Annotated in this window: 19 protein-coding genes; 4 read left to right on the top strand and 15 right to left on the bottom strand. The window is 73.3% G+C overall.

Features of this window, described 5'->3' with window-relative positions:
- The first annotated feature begins 26 nt into the window (after positions 1–26).
- On the top strand, positions 27–485 hold the full coding sequence (locus AB0C17_RS17225) for a hypothetical protein (protein ID WP_357385396.1): 459 nt from the start codon (positions 27–29) through the stop codon (positions 483–485).
- 30 nt (positions 486–515) lie between these two features.
- Positions 516–1,982: a serine/threonine-protein kinase gene (locus AB0C17_RS17230; RefSeq protein WP_357385398.1), complete on the top strand. Its 1,467-nt coding sequence runs from the start codon at positions 516–518 to the stop codon at positions 1,980–1,982.
- Here AB0C17_RS17230 and AB0C17_RS17235 read toward each other — a convergent pair.
- Positions 1,969–2,433 (bottom strand): hypothetical protein, encoded by a 465-nt coding sequence (locus tag AB0C17_RS17235; RefSeq protein ID WP_357385400.1) that lies wholly within the window; start codon positions 2,431–2,433, stop codon positions 1,969–1,971. The two genes, AB0C17_RS17230 and AB0C17_RS17235, sit on opposite strands and share 14 nt — an antisense overlap.
- Positions 2,434–2,668: 235 nt before the next feature.
- Between AB0C17_RS17235 and AB0C17_RS17240 the strand changes: the two genes are divergently transcribed.
- On the top strand, positions 2,669–4,447 hold the full coding sequence (locus tag AB0C17_RS17240) for an alpha/beta hydrolase (protein ID WP_357479318.1): 1,779 nt from the start codon (positions 2,669–2,671) through the stop codon (positions 4,445–4,447).
- Between the two features lie 137 nt (positions 4,448–4,584).
- On the opposite strand, the gene AB0C17_RS17245 is transcribed toward AB0C17_RS17240, so the two are convergent.
- From AB0C17_RS17245 to AB0C17_RS17275, 7 genes are read right to left on the bottom strand one after another with little or no spacing between them, the layout of a single operon-like run.
- Complete coding sequence (locus tag AB0C17_RS17245) at positions 4,585–5,748, bottom strand: acyl-CoA dehydrogenase (protein ID WP_357385404.1); 1,164 nt, start codon at positions 5,746–5,748, stop codon at positions 4,585–4,587.
- Positions 5,745–7,760, bottom strand: a complete 2,016-nt coding sequence (locus AB0C17_RS17250; RefSeq protein ID WP_357385406.1) for a biotin carboxylase N-terminal domain-containing protein — start codon at positions 7,758–7,760, stop codon at positions 5,745–5,747. Before AB0C17_RS17250 ends, AB0C17_RS17245 begins: the two co-directional genes overlap by 4 nt.
- A gap of 14 nt (positions 7,761–7,774) precedes the next feature.
- Positions 7,775–9,382: a carboxyl transferase domain-containing protein gene (locus AB0C17_RS17255; RefSeq protein WP_357385408.1), complete on the bottom strand. Its 1,608-nt coding sequence runs from the start codon at positions 9,380–9,382 to the stop codon at positions 7,775–7,777.
- Positions 9,379–10,518, bottom strand: coding sequence for an acyl-CoA dehydrogenase family protein (locus AB0C17_RS17260; protein ID WP_357385409.1), 1,140 nt, complete (start codon positions 10,516–10,518; stop codon positions 9,379–9,381). The genes AB0C17_RS17255 and AB0C17_RS17260 overlap by 4 nt, the downstream gene beginning before the upstream one ends.
- Positions 10,515–12,191, bottom strand: coding sequence for an acyclic terpene utilization AtuA family protein (locus AB0C17_RS17265; protein ID WP_357479460.1), 1,677 nt, complete (start codon positions 12,189–12,191; stop codon positions 10,515–10,517). Before AB0C17_RS17265 ends, AB0C17_RS17260 begins: the two co-directional genes overlap by 4 nt.
- Before the next feature lie 53 nt (positions 12,192–12,244).
- A complete protein-coding gene (locus tag AB0C17_RS17270; protein WP_357468752.1) occupies positions 12,245–13,039 on the bottom strand; it encodes a TIGR03084 family metal-binding protein in 795 nt (264 codons plus the stop codon).
- Positions 13,040–13,072: 33 nt separating this feature from the next.
- Positions 13,073–13,684: a TetR/AcrR family transcriptional regulator gene (locus AB0C17_RS17275; protein ID WP_357385413.1), complete on the bottom strand. Its 612-nt coding sequence runs from the start codon at positions 13,682–13,684 to the stop codon at positions 13,073–13,075.
- A 139-nt stretch (positions 13,685–13,823) separates the two neighbouring features.
- On the opposite strand from AB0C17_RS17275, the gene AB0C17_RS17280 reads away from it, so the two are divergent.
- On the top strand, positions 13,824–15,863 hold the full coding sequence (locus AB0C17_RS17280) for an aminotransferase class I/II-fold pyridoxal phosphate-dependent enzyme (protein ID WP_357385415.1): 2,040 nt from the start codon (positions 13,824–13,826) through the stop codon (positions 15,861–15,863).
- A 14-nt stretch (positions 15,864–15,877) separates the two neighbouring features.
- On the opposite strand, the gene AB0C17_RS17285 is transcribed toward AB0C17_RS17280, so the two are convergent.
- The 7 genes from AB0C17_RS17285 to AB0C17_RS17315 form a co-directional block, all read right to left on the bottom strand.
- On the bottom strand, positions 15,878–16,648 hold the full coding sequence (locus AB0C17_RS17285; RefSeq protein WP_357385416.1) for a class I SAM-dependent methyltransferase: 771 nt from the start codon (positions 16,646–16,648) through the stop codon (positions 15,878–15,880).
- Positions 16,649–16,652: 4 nt separating this feature from the next.
- Positions 16,653–17,726: a radical SAM protein gene (locus tag AB0C17_RS17290; RefSeq protein WP_357385418.1), complete on the bottom strand. Its 1,074-nt coding sequence runs from the start codon at positions 17,724–17,726 to the stop codon at positions 16,653–16,655.
- Entirely contained in the window at positions 17,723–18,511 is a 789-nt protein-coding gene (locus AB0C17_RS17295) for a methyltransferase domain-containing protein (RefSeq protein ID WP_357479322.1), read from the bottom strand. Before AB0C17_RS17295 ends, AB0C17_RS17290 begins: the two co-directional genes overlap by 4 nt.
- The gene (locus AB0C17_RS17300) at positions 18,508–19,002 is read right to left on the bottom strand and encodes a hypothetical protein (RefSeq protein WP_357479325.1); all 495 of its coding nucleotides are present in this window, start codon (positions 19,000–19,002) and stop codon (positions 18,508–18,510) included. Before AB0C17_RS17300 ends, AB0C17_RS17295 begins: the two co-directional genes overlap by 4 nt.
- Positions 19,003–19,004: 2 nt before the next feature.
- Positions 19,005–19,466: a glycosyltransferase gene (locus AB0C17_RS17305; protein ID WP_357385424.1), complete on the bottom strand. Its 462-nt coding sequence runs from the start codon at positions 19,464–19,466 to the stop codon at positions 19,005–19,007.
- A gap of 76 nt (positions 19,467–19,542) precedes the next feature.
- Positions 19,543–20,286, bottom strand: a complete 744-nt coding sequence (locus AB0C17_RS17310; protein WP_357468771.1) for a metallophosphoesterase family protein — start codon at positions 20,284–20,286, stop codon at positions 19,543–19,545.
- Between the two features lie 114 nt (positions 20,287–20,400).
- Complete coding sequence (locus tag AB0C17_RS17315) at positions 20,401–21,078, bottom strand: Crp/Fnr family transcriptional regulator (RefSeq protein WP_007466162.1); 678 nt, start codon at positions 21,076–21,078, stop codon at positions 20,401–20,403.
- Positions 21,079–21,245: the final 167 nt, after the last annotated feature.

Consider the following 21,245-nt stretch of genomic DNA (forward strand, 5'->3'; position numbering starts at 1 on the left):
CCGGCAGGACACGCTGGGGAGGAACGATGAGGCTGCCGCGCTCGGGCGCCGGCTGGACGATCGCCGTCTTCGGACTCCTCGCGCTGCTGCTCGGCGCGCTCGGTCTGATCTGGCCGGAGACGCAGCTGCGCCTGCTCGGCTTCGAGGTGCCGGCCGAGCGCGCTCCGGGTGACTACACCGGCACGTTCCTCACCGCGTCCTCGATGGCCTCGTTCAACATGGGGGTCTACTACCTGCTCGCCGTCGCCACCGAGTGGCGGCCGTTCTACCGGTTCACCGTGTGGTTCCGCCTGGTCACCTTCACCGTGTTCACCATCGCGGTGCTCTCCGACGTCGCGCCGGACCGCTTCTTCGCGGTCGCCGCGTGGGAGGGGCTGGGCGCGGTCGCGACAGCCGTCGGCCTGTGGTGGGACGCCCGGCGCGGGGCCGCCGTCACGCCCGACTCCGTCCCGGGTCCGGTGCCGGCCACCGACGCGGCGCGCTGACGGGCCCGGATCGTTGGGTATTTTCGAGCCGTGACCGAGACCCCGCCCGGCGCCGTACGGCTGCCCATCGTGCCCGGTCTGACCGACTTGCAGGTGTTCGCCCGGGGCGGCTACGCCACCATCTACCGGGCCACCCAGATCTCGGTGGGCCGCGAGGTCGCGGTGAAGATCGAGAACCGCACGCTGGACAGCGAGCGCGACCAGGCCCGCTTCCTGCGCGAGGCCCGCGCCGCCGGGCGGATGTCGTCACACCCGCACGTGGTCGACCTGTTCGACGTCGGGGTCACCGTCGACCAGCACCCCTACCTCATCATGGAGCTGTGCGACGGCTCGTACGCCGAGCGGATGCGCACCTCCCCGCTGGGCCCGGCGGAGACCCGCGACCTCGGCGTGAAGATCGCCGACGCGCTGGCGCACTCGCACGCGGCGGGCGTCCTGCACCGCGACGTCAAGCCGGCGAACATCCTGCACTCCGAGTTCAACTCGGCCGTACTCGCCGACTTCGGCCTGGCGGTGCTCGCCGAGTTCCGTGACTCCTCGGTCATGCTGGAGGCGCTCACCCCGGCGTACGCGCCGCCGGAGACGTTCAACCACAGCCCGCCCACGCCCGCCGTGGACGTCTACTCGCTGTGCGCCACACTCTATGCGCTGATGTACGGCCGCCCGCCGCGCTGGCACTCCGAACGCAACCCGAGCCTGGTCACCGTGCTGGAGATGTTCCAGCAGCCGATCCCGGGCCTGCCCGGCGTGCCCGGCGAGCTGATCGACGTACTCCGGTTGGGCATGTCGAACGACCCGGGCGCGCGGCCCTCGGCGGTCGAGCTGCGTGGCCTGCTCGCCTCGTTGCCGCTGGACGGCGCCCCGGCGACCGGCGGCCTGTACGACGGCGGCCGGTTCCACAGCGGCGGTGGGCCGAACCCGCGACCGCCCTCGGACGACGACCACCCGACGGTGGCCTCGCGTGGCCGCCGCTGGCCCCGGCGCTGGTTCCTCGGCGGTGCCGGGGTGCTCGCGCTCGCCGCCTCGGCCGGAGGCGGCTGGGTGGCCGCCGGCCACACGCCGGCCGCCGTGCCGACGCCGGCAACAAGCGGTGTGGCCGGGGCGGCGCCGGCACCGGGATGCGCGTCCGCCGACGTGCGGTTGCCCGCCGGGGCGCGCTGCGCGGACGAGCTGGAGTGCTTCGGTCCGGTACGGCTGCGCCGCGACCGCGCCGAGGCGAGCCGGGTGCCGTGCGACGGCCAGCACACCTGGGAGACCTACGCCGCCGGTGACCTGCCGGCGGGGCTCACCGGTGCCCGGCACGAGAAGGTCGCGGCCGACCCGGCCGTCGGCAAGGTGTGCAACGCCGACACGTTCCGGCTGGTCAGCGGCGGCAAGTCGGCGAGCGGGTGGAACCTGGAGGTGCTGCCGCCGGAGGCCGAGGCGGACCGCACCTACCGCTGCCTGGCGGGCCGGGGCGTCAACGCCCTCGCCGGCCCCACGCTCACCGGTCGCTGAGCCCGTTCACGGTCCGGCCCTGCCGCACCGACCTCGGGTCGAGCGTCTCCAGCGTGTCGGCGTCCACGGCTGCCGGCGTCCGCATGCCGCGTACCACCCGTGGGTCCAGCGTCTCCAGCGTGTCCGCGTCGATCGGCTGACCCGCCGGGGTGCGCAGGTTCCGTACCGCGCGCGGGTCGATCGCCTCGAGCGTGTCGGCGTCCACTCCATAGCCGGCGTGGGGGACCGGCCAGCTCTCCGACTGCGGAGCCGGCACGCCGGTGCCGCCGGGCTGGCGGGCGGCGGTGATCGTCACTCCCGCGATCATGGCGAGCAGGACGCAGGCCAGGGCCAGTACGACCGACAGGATGCCGGGCGGACGCCACACGGCGAGGGCCACCACCGCCGCCACCGTCGCCATGGACGCGACGACGGCCTTCACCCGCGCATCGGGCTTCGGGAACGATCTCACCCGACAAGCATGGCCCAGCACGTCGACCTGTCAACCGGCGGGATGAGACGGCTTCCCGTCAGCAACGCTCCACTTCGGAGCGGCGAGTAGCGACGATCGAGAAAAAATCGTTACATCCTTTGGTCGTTTGCCGTATCGATCCCCGTTTGGGGCCCACCAGCGTGCCTCCCGATCCCTAGAGTGACGAGGGTCGAGGTCTCCTCGACGCACTTGTTCCCCGACGGAAGGCAGCCTCATGCCCCGTACATTCCGATCCCTGGCCGCAACCGGGATCGCCGGCGTCCTCCTCGCCGGACCGGCCGTCGCGCCCGCCGCCGCGGCGACCCCGCAACCGCCCGCGTACGACAGGACCAGCGCCGCCGAGGCACGCCGTGTCGACCGCGTGCCGACGCCGAAGCTCGACTGGTACGCCTGCTACGACTACGCCGAGTGCGCCACGGTCCGGCTGCCGCTGGACTACGACAACCCGAAGGGCGCCACCACCGAGGTCGCCCTGCTGCGGGTCAAGGCCCGCGACCAGCAGCACAGGGTCGGCAGCCTCTTCCTCAACCCGGGCGGCCCGGGTGGCTCCGGCACCGGCATCGCGCTCGCCGCGCCCTACTTCCTCGGCGACGACCTGCTCGACCGCTTCGACATCGTCGGCGTCGACCCGCGCGGCGTCGAGGCGAGCGAGAACATCAAGTGCTTCCGCTCGGTGAAGGACCAGACCCGGGCGTACGCCGGGCTGAACGTCGCGTTCCCGTGGACCAAGGCGGAGGAGAAGGCGTACGTCGCCGCGTCCAAGGCGGTCGGCAAGGCGTGCTCCACCACCGGCAAGCCGCTGACCGGCGCGGCGTCCACCGCCGAGGTGGCCCGCGACATGGACGTGCTGCGCCGGGCCGTCGGCGACAAGTTGCTCAGCTACCTCGGCTTCAGCTACGGCACCGCGCTGGGCCAGTACTACGCCAACATGTTTCCGGACCGCTTCCGCGCCCTCGTCGTCGACGGCGTGCTCGACCCGAACGCCTGGGTCGGCCAGGGCAGCGCCCGCAACCAGCTCCAGGAGACGCGGCTGCGCAGCGCCGACGGCGCCTACCGGGCACTGCGCGAGATTCTCGTCCGGTGCGGCAAGGCCGGCGCCGATAAGTGCGAGGTGGCCGCCCACGGCAACCCGCTGGCCGTGTACGACACGGTGGCCAAGCGGCTGCGCAAGAAGCCGGTGGTGATCGACGACCCGGACTTCGGCTCGTTCACCGTCAGCTACGCCGACTTCGTCGGGGCCACGCTCGGTTCGCTCTACGACCCGTACGGCTGGCAGTCGGTGGTCGAGATCACCGTCGAGCTTCTGGCGCTGACCGACCCGGCCGCCGGCAAGGCCGCCACCGCGTCGGCCCGCAAGGCGCTCGCCGCCCGCGCCGCGCAGGCCCGGGAGCAGCGGGGGTACGACTTCCCGTACGACAACGGGCTGGAGACGTTCCTGACCGTCGACTGCACCGACGCGTACCACCCGAAGAACGCCGACGCCTGGCCGGCGCTGTCGGCGAAGGAGGACAAGCGTGCGCCGTACTTCGGTCGGGCGTGGGCCTGGGGCACCTCGCCCTGTGCCCGCAACACCTGGACGGTGCGGGACGAGGACGCCTGGACCGGGCCGTTCAACCGGGTGACCGCCGCTCCGGTGCTGGTGGTCGGCAACTACTGGGACCCGGCGACCAACTACCAGGGCGCGGTCAGCTCGGCGAAGCTGCTGCCGAACAGCCGTCTGCTGAGCAGCGACAGCTGGGGGCACACCGCGTACGGCACCTCGGCGTGCGCGACCGGCCGGATCGACGCCTACCTGCTCACCGGCAAGCTGCCGGCCAAGGGCACGCTCTGCGTCGGTGACGCGCAGCCGTTCCAGGAGGAGGCGTCGGCCGAGCGGGCGGACGCGTCGAAGAGCGAGCTGGCCCGGGCCGGCGAGCCGAGGCGGGGCGAGCCGAAGCGGCTGCCGCCGGTGGCGACGCCGCGTCCGGCGGTCGGCTCGCTGACCGTCCGCTGATGGACCCCCGGGGTACGGCGGGTGATCGGGCACCCGCCGTACCCCGGGCCCACCCGGCGCTCGCCGAGGCGAGGAACGTCATGGGTGTCAAAGCGGGCCGGAGACACCCATGACGTTCCACTCACCGGACGGGTGGGTCAGTAGGACTTGTCCTGACCGAGGACGTGCTGGGCGACGAAGTTGAGGATCATCTCCCGGCTCACCGGCGCGATCCGTCCGGCGCGTACCGCGCCGAGCAGCGTCGACACGCCGTACTCGGTGGTCATGCCGGCTCCACCGAGCGCCTGCACGGCGGTGTCGACGGCGAGTGCGGCGGCCTCGCCCGCCGCGTACTTGGCCATGTTGCCCGAGATGCCGGCTTCCAGGTCGCGGCCCGCGTCGTAGAGCGTGGCCGCCTTGTAGATCATCAGCCGGGCCAGCTCGACCTGGACGGCCGCGTGTGCCAGCGGGTGCGACACGCCCTGGTGGGAGCCGATCGAGTTCCCGCCCCACACCTTGCGGGTGGACGTGTAGTCGCTGGCCTTGTCGATCGCGTACCGGCCGGTGCCGGCACCCATCGCGGCCACCGTGATGCGCTCCGGGTTGAGCCCGGCGAACAGCGCCGGGAGGCCGGCGTCCAGCGACTCGCCGACGAGCGCGTCGGCGGGGAGCCGGACGTCGTCGAGGAAGAGCAGGAACTGGTTCTCCGGCGACAGGATCTCCATGTCCAGCTTGGACTTCTCGAAACCGGGCGCGTCGGTCGGCACGATGAACAGGGCCGGCTTGAGCTTGCCGGTGGACGCGTCCTCGGTGCGGGCGACCACGAGCACGTGCCCCGCCTCGTCCACCCCGGAGATGTAGATCTTCCGGCCGCTGAGCAGCCAGTCGTCGCCGTCACGGCGGGCCACTGTGGCGAGACGGTGGAAGTTCGAACCGGCGTCCGGCTCGGTGATCGCGAAGACGATCTTCTGGGAGCCGTCGGCGAGACCGGGGAGGTGCTTCTTGCGCTGCTCCTCCGTGCCGTGCCTGTGGATGATCGTGGCGGCGATGGCGGGGGAGACCACGAGCAGCAGCAGCGGGCAGCCCGCCGCCGCCAGTTCCTCGCAGACGAGCGTCAGGTCGGTGATGCCGCCGCCACCGCCGCCGTACTCGGTGGGGATGTTGACGCCCAGGTAGCCCAGCCGGCCGGCCTCGTGCCACAGCTCGGTGGTGTGCTCACCGGCCTTCGCTTTCGACACGAAGTAGGAGTGGCCGTACTTGCGGCCCAGCTCCCGCACCGCGTCGCGGAGCTGGTCCTGCTCGGGGGTCAGGTCGAAGTTCACTGCGGGTCCTCCTCGGGGTCCACCACGGCAAGTACGGCACCCGTCTCGACCTGGCCGCCGGCCGGTACCGGCAGCTCCGTCACCACGCCGTCGGCGGGGGCGAGCACGGGATGTTCGAGCTTCATCGCTTCCAGCGTCAGCAGCAGGTCACCGGCGGCGACCCGCTGACCGACCTCGACGTGCACCCGGGTCACCGCGCCGGGCAGCGGCGCGAGCAGCGACCCGGCCGCGAGTTCCGCGGTGGGCAGGGGCAGGCGGGGCAGCTCGGTGAGGCTCGCCGCCCCGTCCGGGCCGTCTACGAAGACCGACGACCCCGCCCGGTGTACGCGGAAGGCCAGCCGCACCCCGTCGACGTCGAGCACCACCCGGTCCGGGGCGGCCGCCACCAGCTCGACCACCGGCAGCTCGGTGTTAACAGGGGACCCTTCCTCTACCGGATCCGTTAAGAGGGGGCCCTTCCTTCCCCACTCGGCGAGGGCGCCGGTGCGGTCGAGGCGGTAGTGCACCTCGATCTCCTCGTCACCCGGGCCGGTGAAGCGGGTGACCTGCGGGAAGGACGGCACGTTGCGCCAGCCCGAGGGCAGACCGGCCAGCACCGGCGCGACCGCCCGGCGCGCGGCGGCCCCGGCGAGCGCCGCCGCGAGTGCCGCAACCGGAAGCTGCTCGGCGGGGAGCAGCGGCTCGAACACCTCCGGGTGCCGGTCCAGGAAGCCGGTGTCCAGGTCCACGGCGGCGAACTCCGGGCTGCGCAGCACGCGGACCAGCAGGTCCCGGTTGGTGGCCACGCCGTGCAGCTCGGCGCGGGCGAGTGCGCCGGCCAGCGCCCGGGCCGCCTCGGTGCGGGTGGGCGCCCAGGCGACGAGCTTCGCCAGCATCGAGTCGTAGTGCACGCTCACCGTCGAGCCGTCCACCACACCCGAGTCCAGGCGCAGCCCCCGGGCCGGGCCGAACTCGGCGGCCACCCCGGGGATCGCGAACCGGTGCAGCGTGCCGGTGGCCGGACGGAAACCCTGGGCCGGGTCCTCGGCGCACAGCCGTACCTCGATGGCGTGGCCGTCGGCCGGCGGTGTGGCGGTGACCGGCAGCGGCTCGCCCTCGGCGACGAGCAGTTGCAGCCGGACCAGGTCCAGCCCGGTGGTCAGCTCGGTGACCGGGTGCTCCACCTGGAGGCGGGTGTTCATCTCCAGGAAGTACACCTGACCGTCCGGCGCCAGCAGGAACTCCACCGTGCCGGCACCGACGTAGTCGACGGCCCGCCCGGCCGCCACCGCCGCCTCGTGCAGCGCCGCCCGCACGTCGTCGGGCAGCACGCCCGGCGCCTCCTCGACGATCTTCTGGTGGCGGCGCTGGATGGAGCAGTCGCGTACCCCGAGGGCCACGACGGTGCCGTGGGCGTCGCCGAAGATCTGCACCTCGACGTGCCGGCCGCGTTCCACGTACCGCTCGATGAAGACCGTGCCGTCACCGAACGCCGCCGCCGCCTCGCGGCGCGCGCCCGCGACGGCCTCGGCCAGCCCGGCCGCGTCGCGGACGATCCGCATGCCCCGGCCGCCGCCGCCGGCGGAGGCCTTGACCAGCACCGGGAAGGCGGTCACCTCGGCCGGGTCGGTCCAGGTGGGCAGCATCGGCACGCCCGCGTCGGCGAGCAGCGCCTTGGCGGCCATCTTGTCGCCCATCGCGGCGATCGCCTTCGCCGACGGGCCGACCCACGTCAGGCCCGCGTCGGTCACCGCCGCCGCGAACTCGGCGTTCTCGGCCAGGAAGCCGTAGCCGGGGTGGACGGCGTCAGCGCCGGAGCGCCGGGCCGCGTCCAGGATGGCGTCGATGCGCAGGTACGTCTCGGCCGGTGTGTTGCCTGGTAGCCGGACGGCCTGGTCGGCGTCGGCCACGAACGGCGCGTCGGCGTCCGCGTCGGAGTGCACGGCGACGGTGGCCACGCCGAGGGCGCGGCAGGTGGCGAAGACCCGGCGGGCGATCTCCCCCCGGTTCGCAACCAAGAGCTTCGTGATCAATTTGGGTACGCCCCCTACATCCGGAAGACGCCGAAACCGTCGGCGCCCTTCACCGGTCCGTTGTGGATCGCCGACAGGCACAACCCGAGGACGGTACGGGTGTCCCGGGGGTCGATCACGCCGTCGTCGTAGAGCCGCCCGGACAGGAACAGCGCCCCGGACTGCGACTCGATCTGCTGCTCGACCATCATCCGCATGGCGGCGTCGGTGTCCTCGTCGTACTCGCGTCCCCGGGCGGCGGCCGCCTGCCGGGCCACGATGGACAGCACACCGGCGAGCTGCGCCGGGCCCATCACCGCCGACTTCGCGTTCGGCCAGGTGAAGAGGAACCGCGGCTCGTACGCCCGGCCGCACATGCCGTAGTTGCCGGCGCCGTAGGAGGCGCCCAGGTTGACGGTCAGGTGCGGCACCTTCGAGTTCGACACCGCGTTGATCATCATGGCGCCGTGCTTGATGATGCCGCGCTGCTCGTACTCGGTGCCGACCATGTAGCCGGTGGTGTTCTGGAGGAAGATCAGCGGCGTGTCCGCCGCGTTGGCGAGCTGGATGAACTGGGCCGCCTTCTGCGCCTCCTGGCTGAACAGCACGCCCCGGGCGTTCGCCAGCACACCGACCGGGTAGCCGTGCAGCTCACCCCAGCCGGTGACGAGCGCGGTGCCGTAGCCGGGCTTGAACTCGTCGAACGCGCTGTCGTCGAGCACCCGGGCCAGCACGTCGCGCGGGTCGAACGGCACCTTCAGGTCGGCGCTGGCGATGCCGAGCAACTCCTCCGGGTCGTACCGGGGCGGCAACGGATCCGGGTTGCGCGGCGCCGGGCCCTGCTTACGCCAGTTGAGCCGGCGGACGCACTGCCGGGCCAGCCGGATGCCGTCGCGCTCGTCCTCGGCGAGAAAGTCGGCCAGGCCGGACGTGGTGGCGTGCATCGCCGCGCCGCCGAGCGACTCGTCGTCGGTGACCTCGCCGGTGGCCATCTTCACCAGCGGCGGTCCGGCCAGGTAGACCTGCGAGCGGTCGCGGATCATGATGGTGAAGTCCGACATGCCCGGCACGTACGCGCCGCCGGCGGTGGCGTTGCCGAAGACCACGCTCACTGTCGGGATCCGCTGCGCCGACAGCCGGGTCAGGTCACGGAACACCCGGCCGCCGGGAATGAAGATCTCCGCCTGGGTGGGCAGGTCCGCGCCGGCCGACTCGACCAGGTTCACCATCGGCAGCCGGTTGGCCGCCGCGATCTCACCCGCCCGCCGGGTCTTCGCCAGCGACCACGGGTTGATCGCGCCGCCGCGTACCGTCGGGTCGTTCGCCACGATGAGGCACTCGACGCCCTCGACCACGCCGATGCCGGTCACGGTGCTGGCGCCGACCGGGAAGTCGGTGCCGAACGCGGCCACCGACGACAGCTCCAGGAACGGGCTGTCCGGGTCGAGCAGCAGCTCGATGCGCTCCCGGGGCAGCAGCTTGCCGCGACCGTGATGGCGGGTCACGTACTTCTCGCCGCCACCGCCCCGGGCCTGGTCGAGTGCCTCCTCCAGCTCGGCGAGGCGTTCCAGCAGCGCCTCCCGGTTGGCGGTGAAGGCGGGCGCGGACGGGTCGATCGTGCTCTGCAGAACTGTCGTGCTCACAGGCCCATGCCCTTCGCGATGATCTCGTTCATGATCTCGGTGGCGCCACCGCCGATGCCGAGCAGCCGGGCGTCGCGGTAGTGCCGCTCCACCTCGGCGTCACGCATGTAGCCGAAACCGCCGTGCAGTTGCAGCGCCGCGTCGACGACGAAGTCGCACGCGGACACCGCCACGTTCTTCGCGACCGCCACCTCGGTCACCACCGGCTGCCCGGCGGCGACCCGCTCGGCGACCTCGTGCACGTACGCCCGCGCCGCCTCGGTACGGGAGTGCATCTCGGCCAGCCTGTGCCGGACGACCTGCCGCCCGACGAGCGGCCGGCCGAACGTCTGGCGGTCCCGGCACCACCGCACCGTCAGGTCCACGCAGCGCTGCGCGGTCGCGTACGCCTGGGTGGCGAGCGAGATCCGCTCGTTGGCGAACTGCTGCATGATGGCGAGGAAACCGGTGTCCTCCGGGCCGACCCGGTTCGTCACCGGGACCCGGACGTCGACGAAGGACAGCTCAGCGGTGTCGGAGCAGTGCCAGCCCAGCTTCTCCAGCCGCCGGCCCACCGTGAAGCCGGGCGTGCCCTTGTCGATCACCAGCAGGCTGACCGAGCCCGAGCCGGGGAAGTCGGTGCAGACAGCAGTGGTGACGAAGTCGGCGCGGACCCCGCTGGTGATGTACGTCTTGGACCCGTTGACGACGTAGTGGTCGCCGTCGCGGACCGCGCAGGTGCGGATGCCCGCCACGTCGGAGCCGCCGTCCGGTTCGGTGATCGCCAGCGCACCGATCATCGTCCCGGCGAGCGCCGGCCGGACGTACCTGTCGATCAGCCCTTCGTCCTGGGTCTCGACCATGTGCGGCAGCGCGATCCCGTGCGTGAACAACGCGGCGACCAGCCCGGACGACCCACCCGAGCGGATGATCTCCTCGGTGACCACCATCGAGTCGAGCAGGTCGCCGCCGCTGCCGCCGACGGACTCAGGGAAGCCGATGCCGAGCAGGCCGATCTTCGCGGCGGTCTCGTGCAGCGACCGGGGCAGCTCGCCGGCCCGCTCCCAGTCGGACAGGTGCGGCAGCACCTCCCGGGTGACGAACGAGCGGGTCAGCTCGCGCAGCTGCCGGCGTTCCGGCGTGTCAACGATGGTCATGCGGGTGCCTCCGTCGGTAGGTCGACCACCCGGGAGCGCAGCAGCTCCCCGAGGGCCTTGGCCTGGGGGTCGAACCGGGTGGAGGCGGCCACGCCCTGCCCGAGCAGGCCTCGGATCACGAAGTTGACAGCGCGCAGGTTCGCCAGCTCGTACCGCTCGACGGTGAGCGCGGCGGTCTCCGGCAGCAGCTCGGCCAGCCGTTCCACACTCAGCCAGTCGCGCAGCCAGGGCCAGGTCGCATCGGTACGCGCCCAGACGCCCAGGTTGGCGTCGCCGCCCTTGTCGCCCGACCGCGCGCCGACCAGCTCACCCAGCGCCCCCCGCCGGGTGTCGTGCAAGGAAGGGCCCCCTGTTAACGCCTCGTGTTGTATAAGGGCCCCCTGCAAACCGCTCGTCACCGTAGGCGGCGCGATCGGCACCCGCTCGCCGGAGGGCAGCACCGCCACGTGCTCGACCGCGTCCTGCGCGATCGTGTCGGCGGTGAACACGCCGTACGGCGTCGCGTCGCCGGGCAGCGTGGTGAGCGTGCAGCCCGGGTAGGAGGCCAGCGCCAGCTCCACCGCCGCCGCCGAGAACGCCCGCCCGGCCCGCGACTTGTCGCCGTCCCGCACGTGTACGTGCAGCAGCGCGCTCGCCGCCTCCGTGTCGCCGGTGTCCGGGTGGTCGGTGCGGGCCAGCGTGAACTCCAGCCCCTCCGTGCCGACCGACTCCTCGATCTGGCCCCGGACCAGCGCCGCCTTGGCCGGGATGTCCAGCCCGCACAGCACGAACGTCATCGAGTTGCGGAAGCCGCCCAGGTTGTTGACGCCCACCTTGAGCGTGTCCGGCGGCGGCGTGCCGCGTACCCCGGACACGCGTACCCGGTCCGGGCCCTCCTGCTCCAGCCGTACCGTGTCCAGCCGGGTCACCACGTCCGGCCCGAGGTAGTCCGGCCCGCCCACCTCGTACAACAGCTGGGCGGTGACCGTCTCGACGGTGACCGCGCCGCCGGTGCCGGCGTGCTTGGTGAGCACCGACGAGCCGTCCGGGTGCAGCTCGGCGATCGGGAAGCCGGGCCGGTGCCCGCCGTCCGGCAACTCGGTGAAGAAGCTGAAGTTGCCGCCGGTGACCTGCGCCCCGCACTCGATCAGGTGCCCGGCCACCGTGGCGCCGGCCAGCGCGTCCAGGTCGTCGCGGGTCCAGCCGAAGCGGGCGATCGCCGGGCCGACAGCCAGCGAGGCGTCGGTGACCCGCCCGGTGACCACCACGTCCGCGCCCGCGTCGAGGCAGGCCGCGATCCCGAACGCGCCCAGGTAGGCGTTGGCGGTCAGCGCGTCCGGCCGCTGGATCGCGTCGCCCTCGACGTACCCGACCCGGACCTGGAGGCCGAGCCGGTCGCCGAGCGACTTGATCGCGTCGGCCAGCCCCGCCGGGTTGAGGCCGCCCGCGTTCGTGACGAGCGTGACGCCGCGTTCCAGCGCGGTGCCGAGCACGCCCTCCAGCTGGCGCAGGAACGTCTTCGCGTAGCCCAGCGACGGGTCACGCATCCGGTCGCGGCCGAGGATGAGCATGGTCAGCTCGGCCAGGTAGTCACCGGTCAGCACGTCCAGCTCGCCGCCGTCGATCATCTCCCGCCAGGCGGCGAAGCGGTCGCCGTAGAAGCCCGACGCGTTCCCGATCCGCAGCACGCTCATGGCGGGCCGGTCGGGCATGCTCTCACGGCCCTCGCTTCGCTCGGTGCGTTCGCTCATGCCGGGCCCCCGTCCGCCGGCTCCCGCTTGTCGCCGGGCGGGCCGGCGAACGCCTGGGCCACGTCCAGCCACTCGTCGGCCACCGGCCCGGTGGCCGTCAGGGCCAGGTCGGCGCGGTGCCGGCGCTGGGTGACGAGCAGGCAGAAGTCGAGCGCCGGGCCGGTCACCCGGTCGGCCGCGTCGGCCGGACCGAACTCCCACACGTCGCCGCCCGTGGGCGCGGTCAGCTCGACCCGCACCGGCGCCGTGGGCACCTCGCGGCCGTGGGCTGCGAAGCCGTGCCCGAGGGTACGGAAGCCGAGGTGCGCGATGTGGCGCAGGCGCCCGGTCGGGGTACGGGTGACACCCAGCGCGTCGGCGACGTCCTCGCCGTGCGCCCACGTCTCCATCAGCCGGGCGGTCGCCATCGAGGTGGGCGACATGCTGGTGCCGTACCAGGGGATCTTCTGCCCGGCCGGGACGGCGGCGAGCGCCCCGGCGAGCGCCGACCGGCCGGCACGCCAGCGGGCCAGCAGCGCGGGCGCCGGTGCGAGGAAGGACTCGGCGCCGTCCTCGACCAGACGCGACGGGTCCGGCGCGGCCATGACCGAGGCGAAGAACGCCGACTCGTCGGTGGCCGCCAGGTAGGCGACGTGGTCGGTCCAGGCCAGGTGCGCGATCTGGTGCGCGACGGTCCAGCCCGGGGCCGGTGTCGGCCGCTCCCATCCCTCCGGCGGCAGGTCCGCGACGAGCGCGTCGAGTTGTTCGGACTCGGCGGCCAGGTCCGCGAGCAGGGCTGTCAGGTCGACCATTGTGCCTCCGGGCGGGGGTGGGGCGTCAGGTGATCAGTGCCGCCGGCTCTCGGGGGTGAGCAGCGCGGCGAGCTGGCGTTTCCAGGTGCTCAGCAGGGCGGAACGGCGGGGCGAGTCGTCGCTGAGCAGGTTGGCCACGCCGAGGCCGCGAAGCAGGTCGAGGGTGGCCTGCACCGACTCGCGCACCCCCGGCTGGCGCTCGTCCACGCCGAGCAGCTCGACGGTGAGCCGGTACATCTCGCGGCCGATCCGCGCCTCCAGCGGCACCAGCGCGGCGCGCAGCTCGGCGTCGGTGCGGGCGGCCACCCACAGCTCCAGCGCTGCCGCGAACAGCGGGCCGGTGAACGAGGCGGCGAGCAGGTCCACCACTCCGTCGAGGCGCTGCGGCCCGGACGGCAGGACCGCCGCCTCGGCGCGCAGCTCGGCCGCCCGGCGCTCGGTCAGGTGCGTGACGGCGGCGGTCACCAGCGCGGCCTTGGTGGGGTAGTGGTGCAACTGGGCGCCCCGGGAGACGCCGGCGTGGGCCGCCACCACAGTCGTCGTGGTGCCGGACCAGCCGTGCTCCACCAGGCACTCGACGGTCGCCTCCAGCAACCGGGCCTGGGTGGCCCGGCTGCGCTCCTGCTGTGGAACTCGGCTCGACACGCAGACAGCCTGCCCCGCCCAAAACAAACAGTCAAGCCTGACTTTTTTGGCCGTCCCCGACGTCGAACCCGGACCGCTATCCGACACCTCCGCGCGGCCGTCATCCGCGATATCGTGCTGGATCACGGGGAGGCACAACATGAATGAATTTGTGCTCGTCGGAGGGGCGGGTTTCCTGGGCACGGCTACCGCCGAGGTGCTGCTGGCCGCCGGCGCGCGAGTCACCACCGTGGACCGTCACCCACCCGCCGAGGCGAACACCGCCGCCGGCCTCGACTGGATCAGGGCGGACCTGCTCACCGCCGAACCACCCGAGTTGCCGCCCGGCATCGTCGTGGTGCTGCTCGGCGCGAGCCACCCCCGGCCCCGCCACCCCTGGACTCTGCCGCTGGACAACGCGGTCAGCACCGCCCGGCTCCTGCCCCGCCTGGCCGGACGCCAGGTGGTGCTCACCTCCTCCGTCGAGGTCTACGGCGCCGCGTCCGGCCCGCTCACCGAGGACACCACGCCCGACCTGCCGTGGTCCGCCGGGGAACTCGACAGCTGGTGCGCCCGCGTGCGCGACCTCGCCCGGGAACCCTGCCCGCCGTGGCGGGCCGCCCCACTGGCCCGGGCGATGGCCGACGCCGACCCCACAGGGCGGTGGACGTACGCGATGGCGAAGCTCGCGCAGGAACGACTCGTCGCGGACGCGATCCCGCCCGACCGGCTGACCGTGCTCCGGCTCGCGAACGTCTTCGGCCCGGGCCAGCACCGGGTGGCCACCCGGCTGGTCCGCCGGGCCCGCCAGGGACTGCCGCTGCCGGTCACCGCGGACACCGTACGCAGCTTCCTGCCCGCCGACACCCTCGCCCGGCTCCTCCTGCGCGGGATCGACCCCGGCGTATGGAACGTGGGCGGGGAACCGGTGCCGTTGACCGACCTCGCCACCTGGATCCGGGACCTGTGCGGCTCGTCGGCGCCGCTGCTGACCATGCCGCGCCCGGCGCCGGACAGCTCCGGCCTGGTGGTCACCGACAAGCTGACCGCCGCCGGCCACCGGGTCGAGCCGCTCCACCCGGCCCTGGCGAAGCTGGTGGCCGAGGTCGACGACGACCGGGCACCCCTGTTCCGGCCGCCGCTGCCGGTCGTCGTACCGCCCCCGCCGGCACACCCCGAGACGGTCGTCGCCCGCCAGCAGGAGGCGCTCGTCAGCGGGGAGGTCAAGCACGGCAACCGGTGGACGCGCGAGCTGACCGAACGCCTCGGCAAGGAGCTGCAACTCGACGACGACCATCGGGTGCTGGTCACCGCCTCGGGGACCGCCGCCCTGCGGATCATGGTGGCCGCCACCGTCGGCCCGGCCCGCCCCGGCGACGTGGCGGTGCTGCCGTCCTACACCTTCCCCGCGACCGCGGAGATCCTGGTCCAACTCGGCTACAGACTGCGCTTCGTCGACGTGGACGCCGCGACCTGGACGATCGACCCGGTGGCCGTCGCCGCCGCGATCGAGCGGGGCGGCGTACGAGTGGTGCTCTGCGTCGACACGTTCGGCAACCCGTGCGACTACCCGGCCCTGCGGGCGGTCTGCGACCCCGCCGGGGTGGCCCTGCTGGCCGACTCCGCCGCGGCCCTCGGCAGCCTGCACCAGGGGCGGCCGGTGGCACAGCAGGCGTTGTCGCACTCGTACTCGATGAGCTTCGCCAAGGTGGTGTCGGCCGGCGGCGCCGGCGGTGCGCTGGTGCTGCCCACCGACGCCGCCGAGGCGGTCCTCGCCGCACCGGCCGGCTGGACCCGCTCCGAGCTGATGAACGAGCTGCACGCCGTCGTCGCGGTCGACCAGCTCGCGGAGCTGGACACGCTGGTCCGGTGCCGGAGCGAGGTGGCCGAGGTCTACGCCGCCGCGGCGTCCGCCCTGCCGGTGGAGGTCCAGCGGGTACGCCCCGGGGACCGGCACTGCTGGGTGCACTGGGTTGGTCGCTTCGCCCGGCGCGACCGCGTGGCGACGCGGCTGGCCGCACTCGGCGTGCGGACCAAGCCCTACTTCGCGGCAATCCACAGTGGCCCACTCGGCGGCGGTGAGCGCCTACCGGTGACCGAACGGCTGGACGCTGAGGCGCTGGCCCTGCCGATGTCCTCGGAGCTCACAGTGGAACAGGCGGAACGGGTCGTCGCCGCGCTCCGCCGCTGCCTGGACTGAACCGGGACGGGCGGTCACCCCGGCGCGCGGCGACCGGTCACCAGGAGCTGCTTGCCGGCGTCGGCGAGGACCGGGGCGTCGCCCAGCCGTCGCTCCAGCTCCAACAGCGCGTCCCAGTCGGCGTCCAGCCGTCCGGCCAGCCCGGCCCGCCCCAGCGCGGCGGCGCTGACCAGCAGCCCGGCGCTGCGGATCTCGACCAGGCCGGCGGCGCGGAACGCGGCCTCCAACCGGGCCCGGTCCAGCAGGTGCAGGTCGGCGGCGTGCCCCTCGGCACGCCAGACACCCCGCCGGCGGGCCAGCCGGTCCACCGCCTCGTCATCCCGGCCCGCACCGACCAGCTCCAGGACCAGGCCCACCAGCGAGTCGACAAGCACGGCCAGCACCCCGCCCGGACGCAACCACCCGGCCAGGTGCCGGACCGCCCGCTCGGGATCGGCTGTGTACTGCAGGGAACCCATCGCCAGCACCGCGCCGGCCGTAGCCGGCAGCGTCACCTCCGTCATCGAACCCTCGACCAGTGTGAAGCCGGAACCGGGCGGCCGGCGGCGCAGCTCGGCCACCATCCCCGGCGCCTGTTCGACGCCGGTCACCGGATGGCCGAGGTCGAGCAGCCGCCGCGCCCACCGGCCCACGCCGCAACCGGCGTCCACCACCGGGGCGCCCGGCGGCACCAACGCGAGCACCCGCTCCCACGCCAGGTCGTCGTAGGCACGCCGGTGCGGCACCGCGAAGTGCTCCTCGTAGCCGGACGCCAGCGCGTCGTACAGCGGCTGGCTCGGGCGCATCGGCTCAGGCAAGACTGCGCCGCCCCCGCAGCCACTGCCGGTCGGCCAGGTAGGTGCCCGGCCGCCAGCGCAGGTTGAGGCTGTAGTTGCTGCCGCAGCCGACACACTCCTTGCGGAACAGCCGCGCGTGCTCGGCACGGTATTCCGGCGCGTCGACGATCTCGGCGATCGGGCGCTGCCGGACCGAGGCGGTCGGATCGTGGGCCCAGCAGCCGCCGATCTCCCCCCGGGAGTGCACCATCAACTTGAGCTGCGACTCGGCGCACGGCAGGTCGCGCTGGACGAGGTCGTCGAAGTGCCCACGCAGGTAACGCAGCTCCGAGTAACGCGGCAACCACCGCCGGTCGGCCCGGGCCATCGCCTCCAGCTCGGCCAGCGCCGCGTCGAGCCGGTCGCCCGCCACGTCGGTCTGGTCGGTGACCGCGTCGGTGCGGAACAGGAACGTCCGGTCGGTGACGAGGTTGAGATAGAGCGTCACGCCCAGCTCCTGGGCCAGCGCCGCGATGCCGGGCAGGCTGTCCACGTTGTCCCGCATGACGGTGAAGTTCATCCGTACCTTCAGACCGAGCCGGTCCCGGGCGGCGATCAGGTTCCGCAGGTGCCGGGTCGTCGTCTCGAACGCGCCGAGCCGCCCGCGGATCCGGTCGTGCACAAGCGCCGTCGGGCCGTCGACGGAGACGTTGAAGCTGCGTACGCCCGCGGCGAGCACCTCGTCCAGCACGGGCGGGGTGAGACGGATGCCGTTGGTGTTCAGATGCAGGTGGCGTACCCCCACCTCGCGGGCGTACGCCATCAGGGTCAGCGCGTCCGGCCGGATCAGCGGCTCGCCGCCGGTGAAGTTGACCTTGTGGATGCGCAGCGCGACGAGCTGACGCAGGACGTCGCGCCACTCGTCGGTGGAGAGTTCACCCTTGGTGTTCGTGGTCCAGCAGCCGCAGCTCGTGCAGCGCAGGTTGCAGTTGTCGGTGAGGAACAGCTCGGCGACCAGTGGCCGTACGTGCAGCCGGGGCGCGAACCGTTCCTTGACGGCGAGCCGGCCGAAGAACCAGGCGAGGCGGGCGGTGTCGGCGACGGTCACGGCAGTCTCCGGGCGATGACGAAGAGGTTGGCCGAGCGGAACAGCCGGCCGTCGAGGTGGATGCCGCGCTCCAGCAGGCGGCGCACCGGGCCGCCGGTGAGCAGCGCCGGGATCTGCAACCACCGCCAGAACAGGTTGGCGCCGGTCACAGTGGCCAGGGTGAAACCGGTCGCGCGCAGCAGGCCGAGCAGGTCTTCGGTGCGGTAGTTGGTGTGCCGGTCCCGGCCGACCGACATGTCGCCGCGCAGGTTGTCGGAGAGGTCGGCGAACCGACTGTGCCACACCTGCGACCCGAACCGCCACGAGTAGATCCGGCGGTGCAGCCGGGGGAAGTCGAACTTGGCGTTGTCGGGATCGAGGAAGGTGAAGACGTGCCGCCGGGGAACGGTGAGCACCAGCAGCCCGTCGGGGGCGAGCACCCGGTGCGTCTCGGCCAGCAGCGCGGTCTCGTCGGGCACGTGTTCCAGCACGTCGAGCAGGCTCACCGAGTCGAAGTGGCGGTCGGCGAACGGCAGCGGCTCGCCGACCCCGAGCCGGTGCAGCGGCAGATCCGGGTGGCGGGCCGCCAGCTCGGCGAGGTAGCCCGGGTGCGGGTCGGCGCCCTCGCAGGTCACGGTGCCGTGTTCGTGCAGCACGGCGAGGAAGTCTCCGGTGCCGCAGCCCAGATCGAGGTGCCGGCCGGTGCGGCCGGACAGCGCGTCCCAGGCGAACGCGTACCGGCGTAGCGGGTGGGTGGCGAAGGGCCGTACACCCGCCCGGTGCGTCGCCTCGTCGGCCCGGCTCATTTGACCAGCCGGGCGCAGAGCGCGTCCAGAGTGGCGGCCAGGCGTTCGCCGTCGACCGGGCCGGGCAACGGGCGTTCCGCGAGCAGCAGCTGTTGCCGTTGCGGATGCTCGGCCACCACGGCCGGCAGTTCGGCCACGTCCCACACCGCCACCACCCGGCCCGAGCGATCCTCCGCGCGCAGGTAGTCGACCTGGTGGTCGTTGCCCATCTCGCCCCGTGCCGCCTCCCGGGCCACCGCGACCGGCACCCGGCCGAGCCGCTGGACCAGCCGCACCGTGTTCCCGGCGTGGGTGATCACCACGTCGGCGGCGGCCAGCCGACTCCGCAGGTCGTCCAGGGGCAGGAACGGGGCGTGCGGGCACGGCGGGGTCACCGCCGACGTGCCGGTCTGGACGAACACCTCGTGCGCGGCACAGAGCGGTGCGACGGCCTCGACCAGGCGGTCGAACGGCCACGGGCCCATGCCGACGGTGACCAGGAGGCGGGCCATGACTAGTAGAGCTCCCCGATGAGGACCGCGCGGGGCCGGGACGCCAGCAGGGCGGGTCGCTGCACCAGCACTGCGGCGGCGAGGCGGGAGCAGAGCCGCGCGGCGGCCCCGGCGGGCCCGGTCATGTTGAACGTCTCCAGCCACAGCGACGGCACCCTGAGCAGGCGGGCGGCGAGGAAGACGCCGACGGCCACGCCGGTGCCGGCCGAGACCACCACGTCGGGTCGCTCCCGGCGCAGCAGCCGCAGGGCCCGCCAGGCCGCCGGCAGCACCTGCCACCGAGTGCGCGTCGACAGCTCGGGCTGCCAGTGCACCCGTTGCCCGGCCAGCGCCACCTCGGTGTCGGGGGCGCGGACCGCCACCCACACCGGGTCGTGCCGCTCCCACCACGGGCGGAGCGCGAGCAGATCGAGCAGGACCCCGCCGCTGCTGGAGACGAGGAGGATCCGATACCGCCGGTCCATCACCTCACGCTATCCCAGCGTCGCGGATCGCGATGTCCCGGTCCAGACAGGACGGTCGATCCCCGGGTGACCCGGGTCAGCGGCCGTCGCGCGGTGCGAAGACGGCCAGGGCGTCGGCGTCGGAGTGGCGGGAGCGGACGTACTCGTCGGCCCAGGCCTCGGCGTCCGGGAACGCCGAACCCGCGGCGACGGCGGCGCACGCAGCGTCCACGTCGAAGCGGGTCCGGCGTAACTGCACGCCCGGGCCGAGCAGCGCCCACCAGGCGCCGGCGCCCCCGTACGGCATGCCGACGCTGCCCGGGTTGACCACCAGGCGGCGGTCGACCAGCCGGGTGAACGGCATGTGCGTGTGCCCGCAGACCACCGTGCCGACCTCGGCCGGCAGGCCGGCGAAGACCTCTGCCCAGCGGTCGAGCCGGGAGTCGACGAGCACTACCTCCTCGTCGTCACGCGGGGTCGCGTGGCAGAACAGCACCTCGCCCAGCCCGGTGACCGGCACCGTGACGGACGGCGGCAGCGCGGCCAGCCGGGCCACCTGGTCGTCGCGCAGCTGCCCGGCGGCCCAGTTCGACACGGCGACGGGGGCCGGCCGGCCGGCCCGCGCCTGCACCAGCTCGCGGTCGGCGTTCCCGCCGACCCAGCACGCCCGGTCACCGAGCGCAGCCAACCGGTCCAGCACCTCGACCGGCTGCGGACCGGCCGCCAGGTCGCCGGTGAGGACGATCAGCTCGGCGGCGGCCACGTCCGGCTCGGCCAGGACGGCGTCCAGGGCGGGCAGCACACCGTGGATGTCGGAGAGGACGGCGACGCGATCAGGCATCGTCCCAGCCTGGCGTCACCGGTCCGGGAGGGCCAAACGATTCTGCGGCGGGCAGAGACGGCAGCGGCCCGGCTCCACGCTGAGGCGGGCCGGGCCGGGAAGCCGGTACGGAGGTCAGACCCGCGCGCGGCGGGCCAGGCGCTCCGGGTCGAGGATGATGATGCTCTTGCCGTCCAGCCGCAGCCAGCCGCGCGAGGCGAAGTCGGCCAGCGCCTTGTTGACGGTCTCCCGGGAGGCACCGACGAGCTGGGCGATCTCCTCCTGGGTGAGGTCGTGCGTCACGCGCAGCACGCCGCCGTCGCGGGTGCCGAACCGGCCGGCCATCTGGAGCAGGTTCTTGGCGACCCGCCCGGGCACGTCGGTGAAGATCAGGTCGGCGAGCGAGTCGTTCGTGCGGCGCAGCCGGCGGGCCAGCACCCGCAGCAGCTGCTCGGCGATCTCGGGCCGGTTGTTCAGCCACGGCCGCAGGGCCTGCTTGCGCAGCCGGACCAGGCGGGTGTCGGTGACCGCCGTGGCCGTCGCCGTACGCGGACCGGGGTCGAACAGCGACAGCTCGCCGACCATGTCCGACGGGCCCATCACGGCGATCAGGTTCTGCCGGCCGTCCGCCGCGCGGCGACCAACCTTGATCTTGCCGGACAGGAGGATGTAGAGACTGTCGCCGGGTTCGCCCTCGTTGAAGACGATTTCGCCCTTGCGGACCTCGATCGTCTCCATCTCCTTGGCGAGCGCCTCGGCAGCCTCCGGGTCGACACCCTGGAAGATCCCGCTGCGGGCCAGTACCTCGTCCATCGCGCACCTCCGCCTGCGCGTGCCGTCCGTCGGCCGGGTCCGCCGTCCGCTGATCCCTCGCGCGCCGCCAGTCTAGGCGCACATGAGTAGGAATCAGAGGTGCACCCCTGGAATCTTGATCGTTGGGCGTAACCCACCGGACCTGGTGAGCAGCTAAGATCCCGCAC

This window comes from Micromonospora sp. NPDC048887 (genome assembly GCF_040649715.1).
Lineage (GTDB): Bacteria > Actinomycetota > Actinomycetes > Mycobacteriales > Micromonosporaceae > Micromonospora.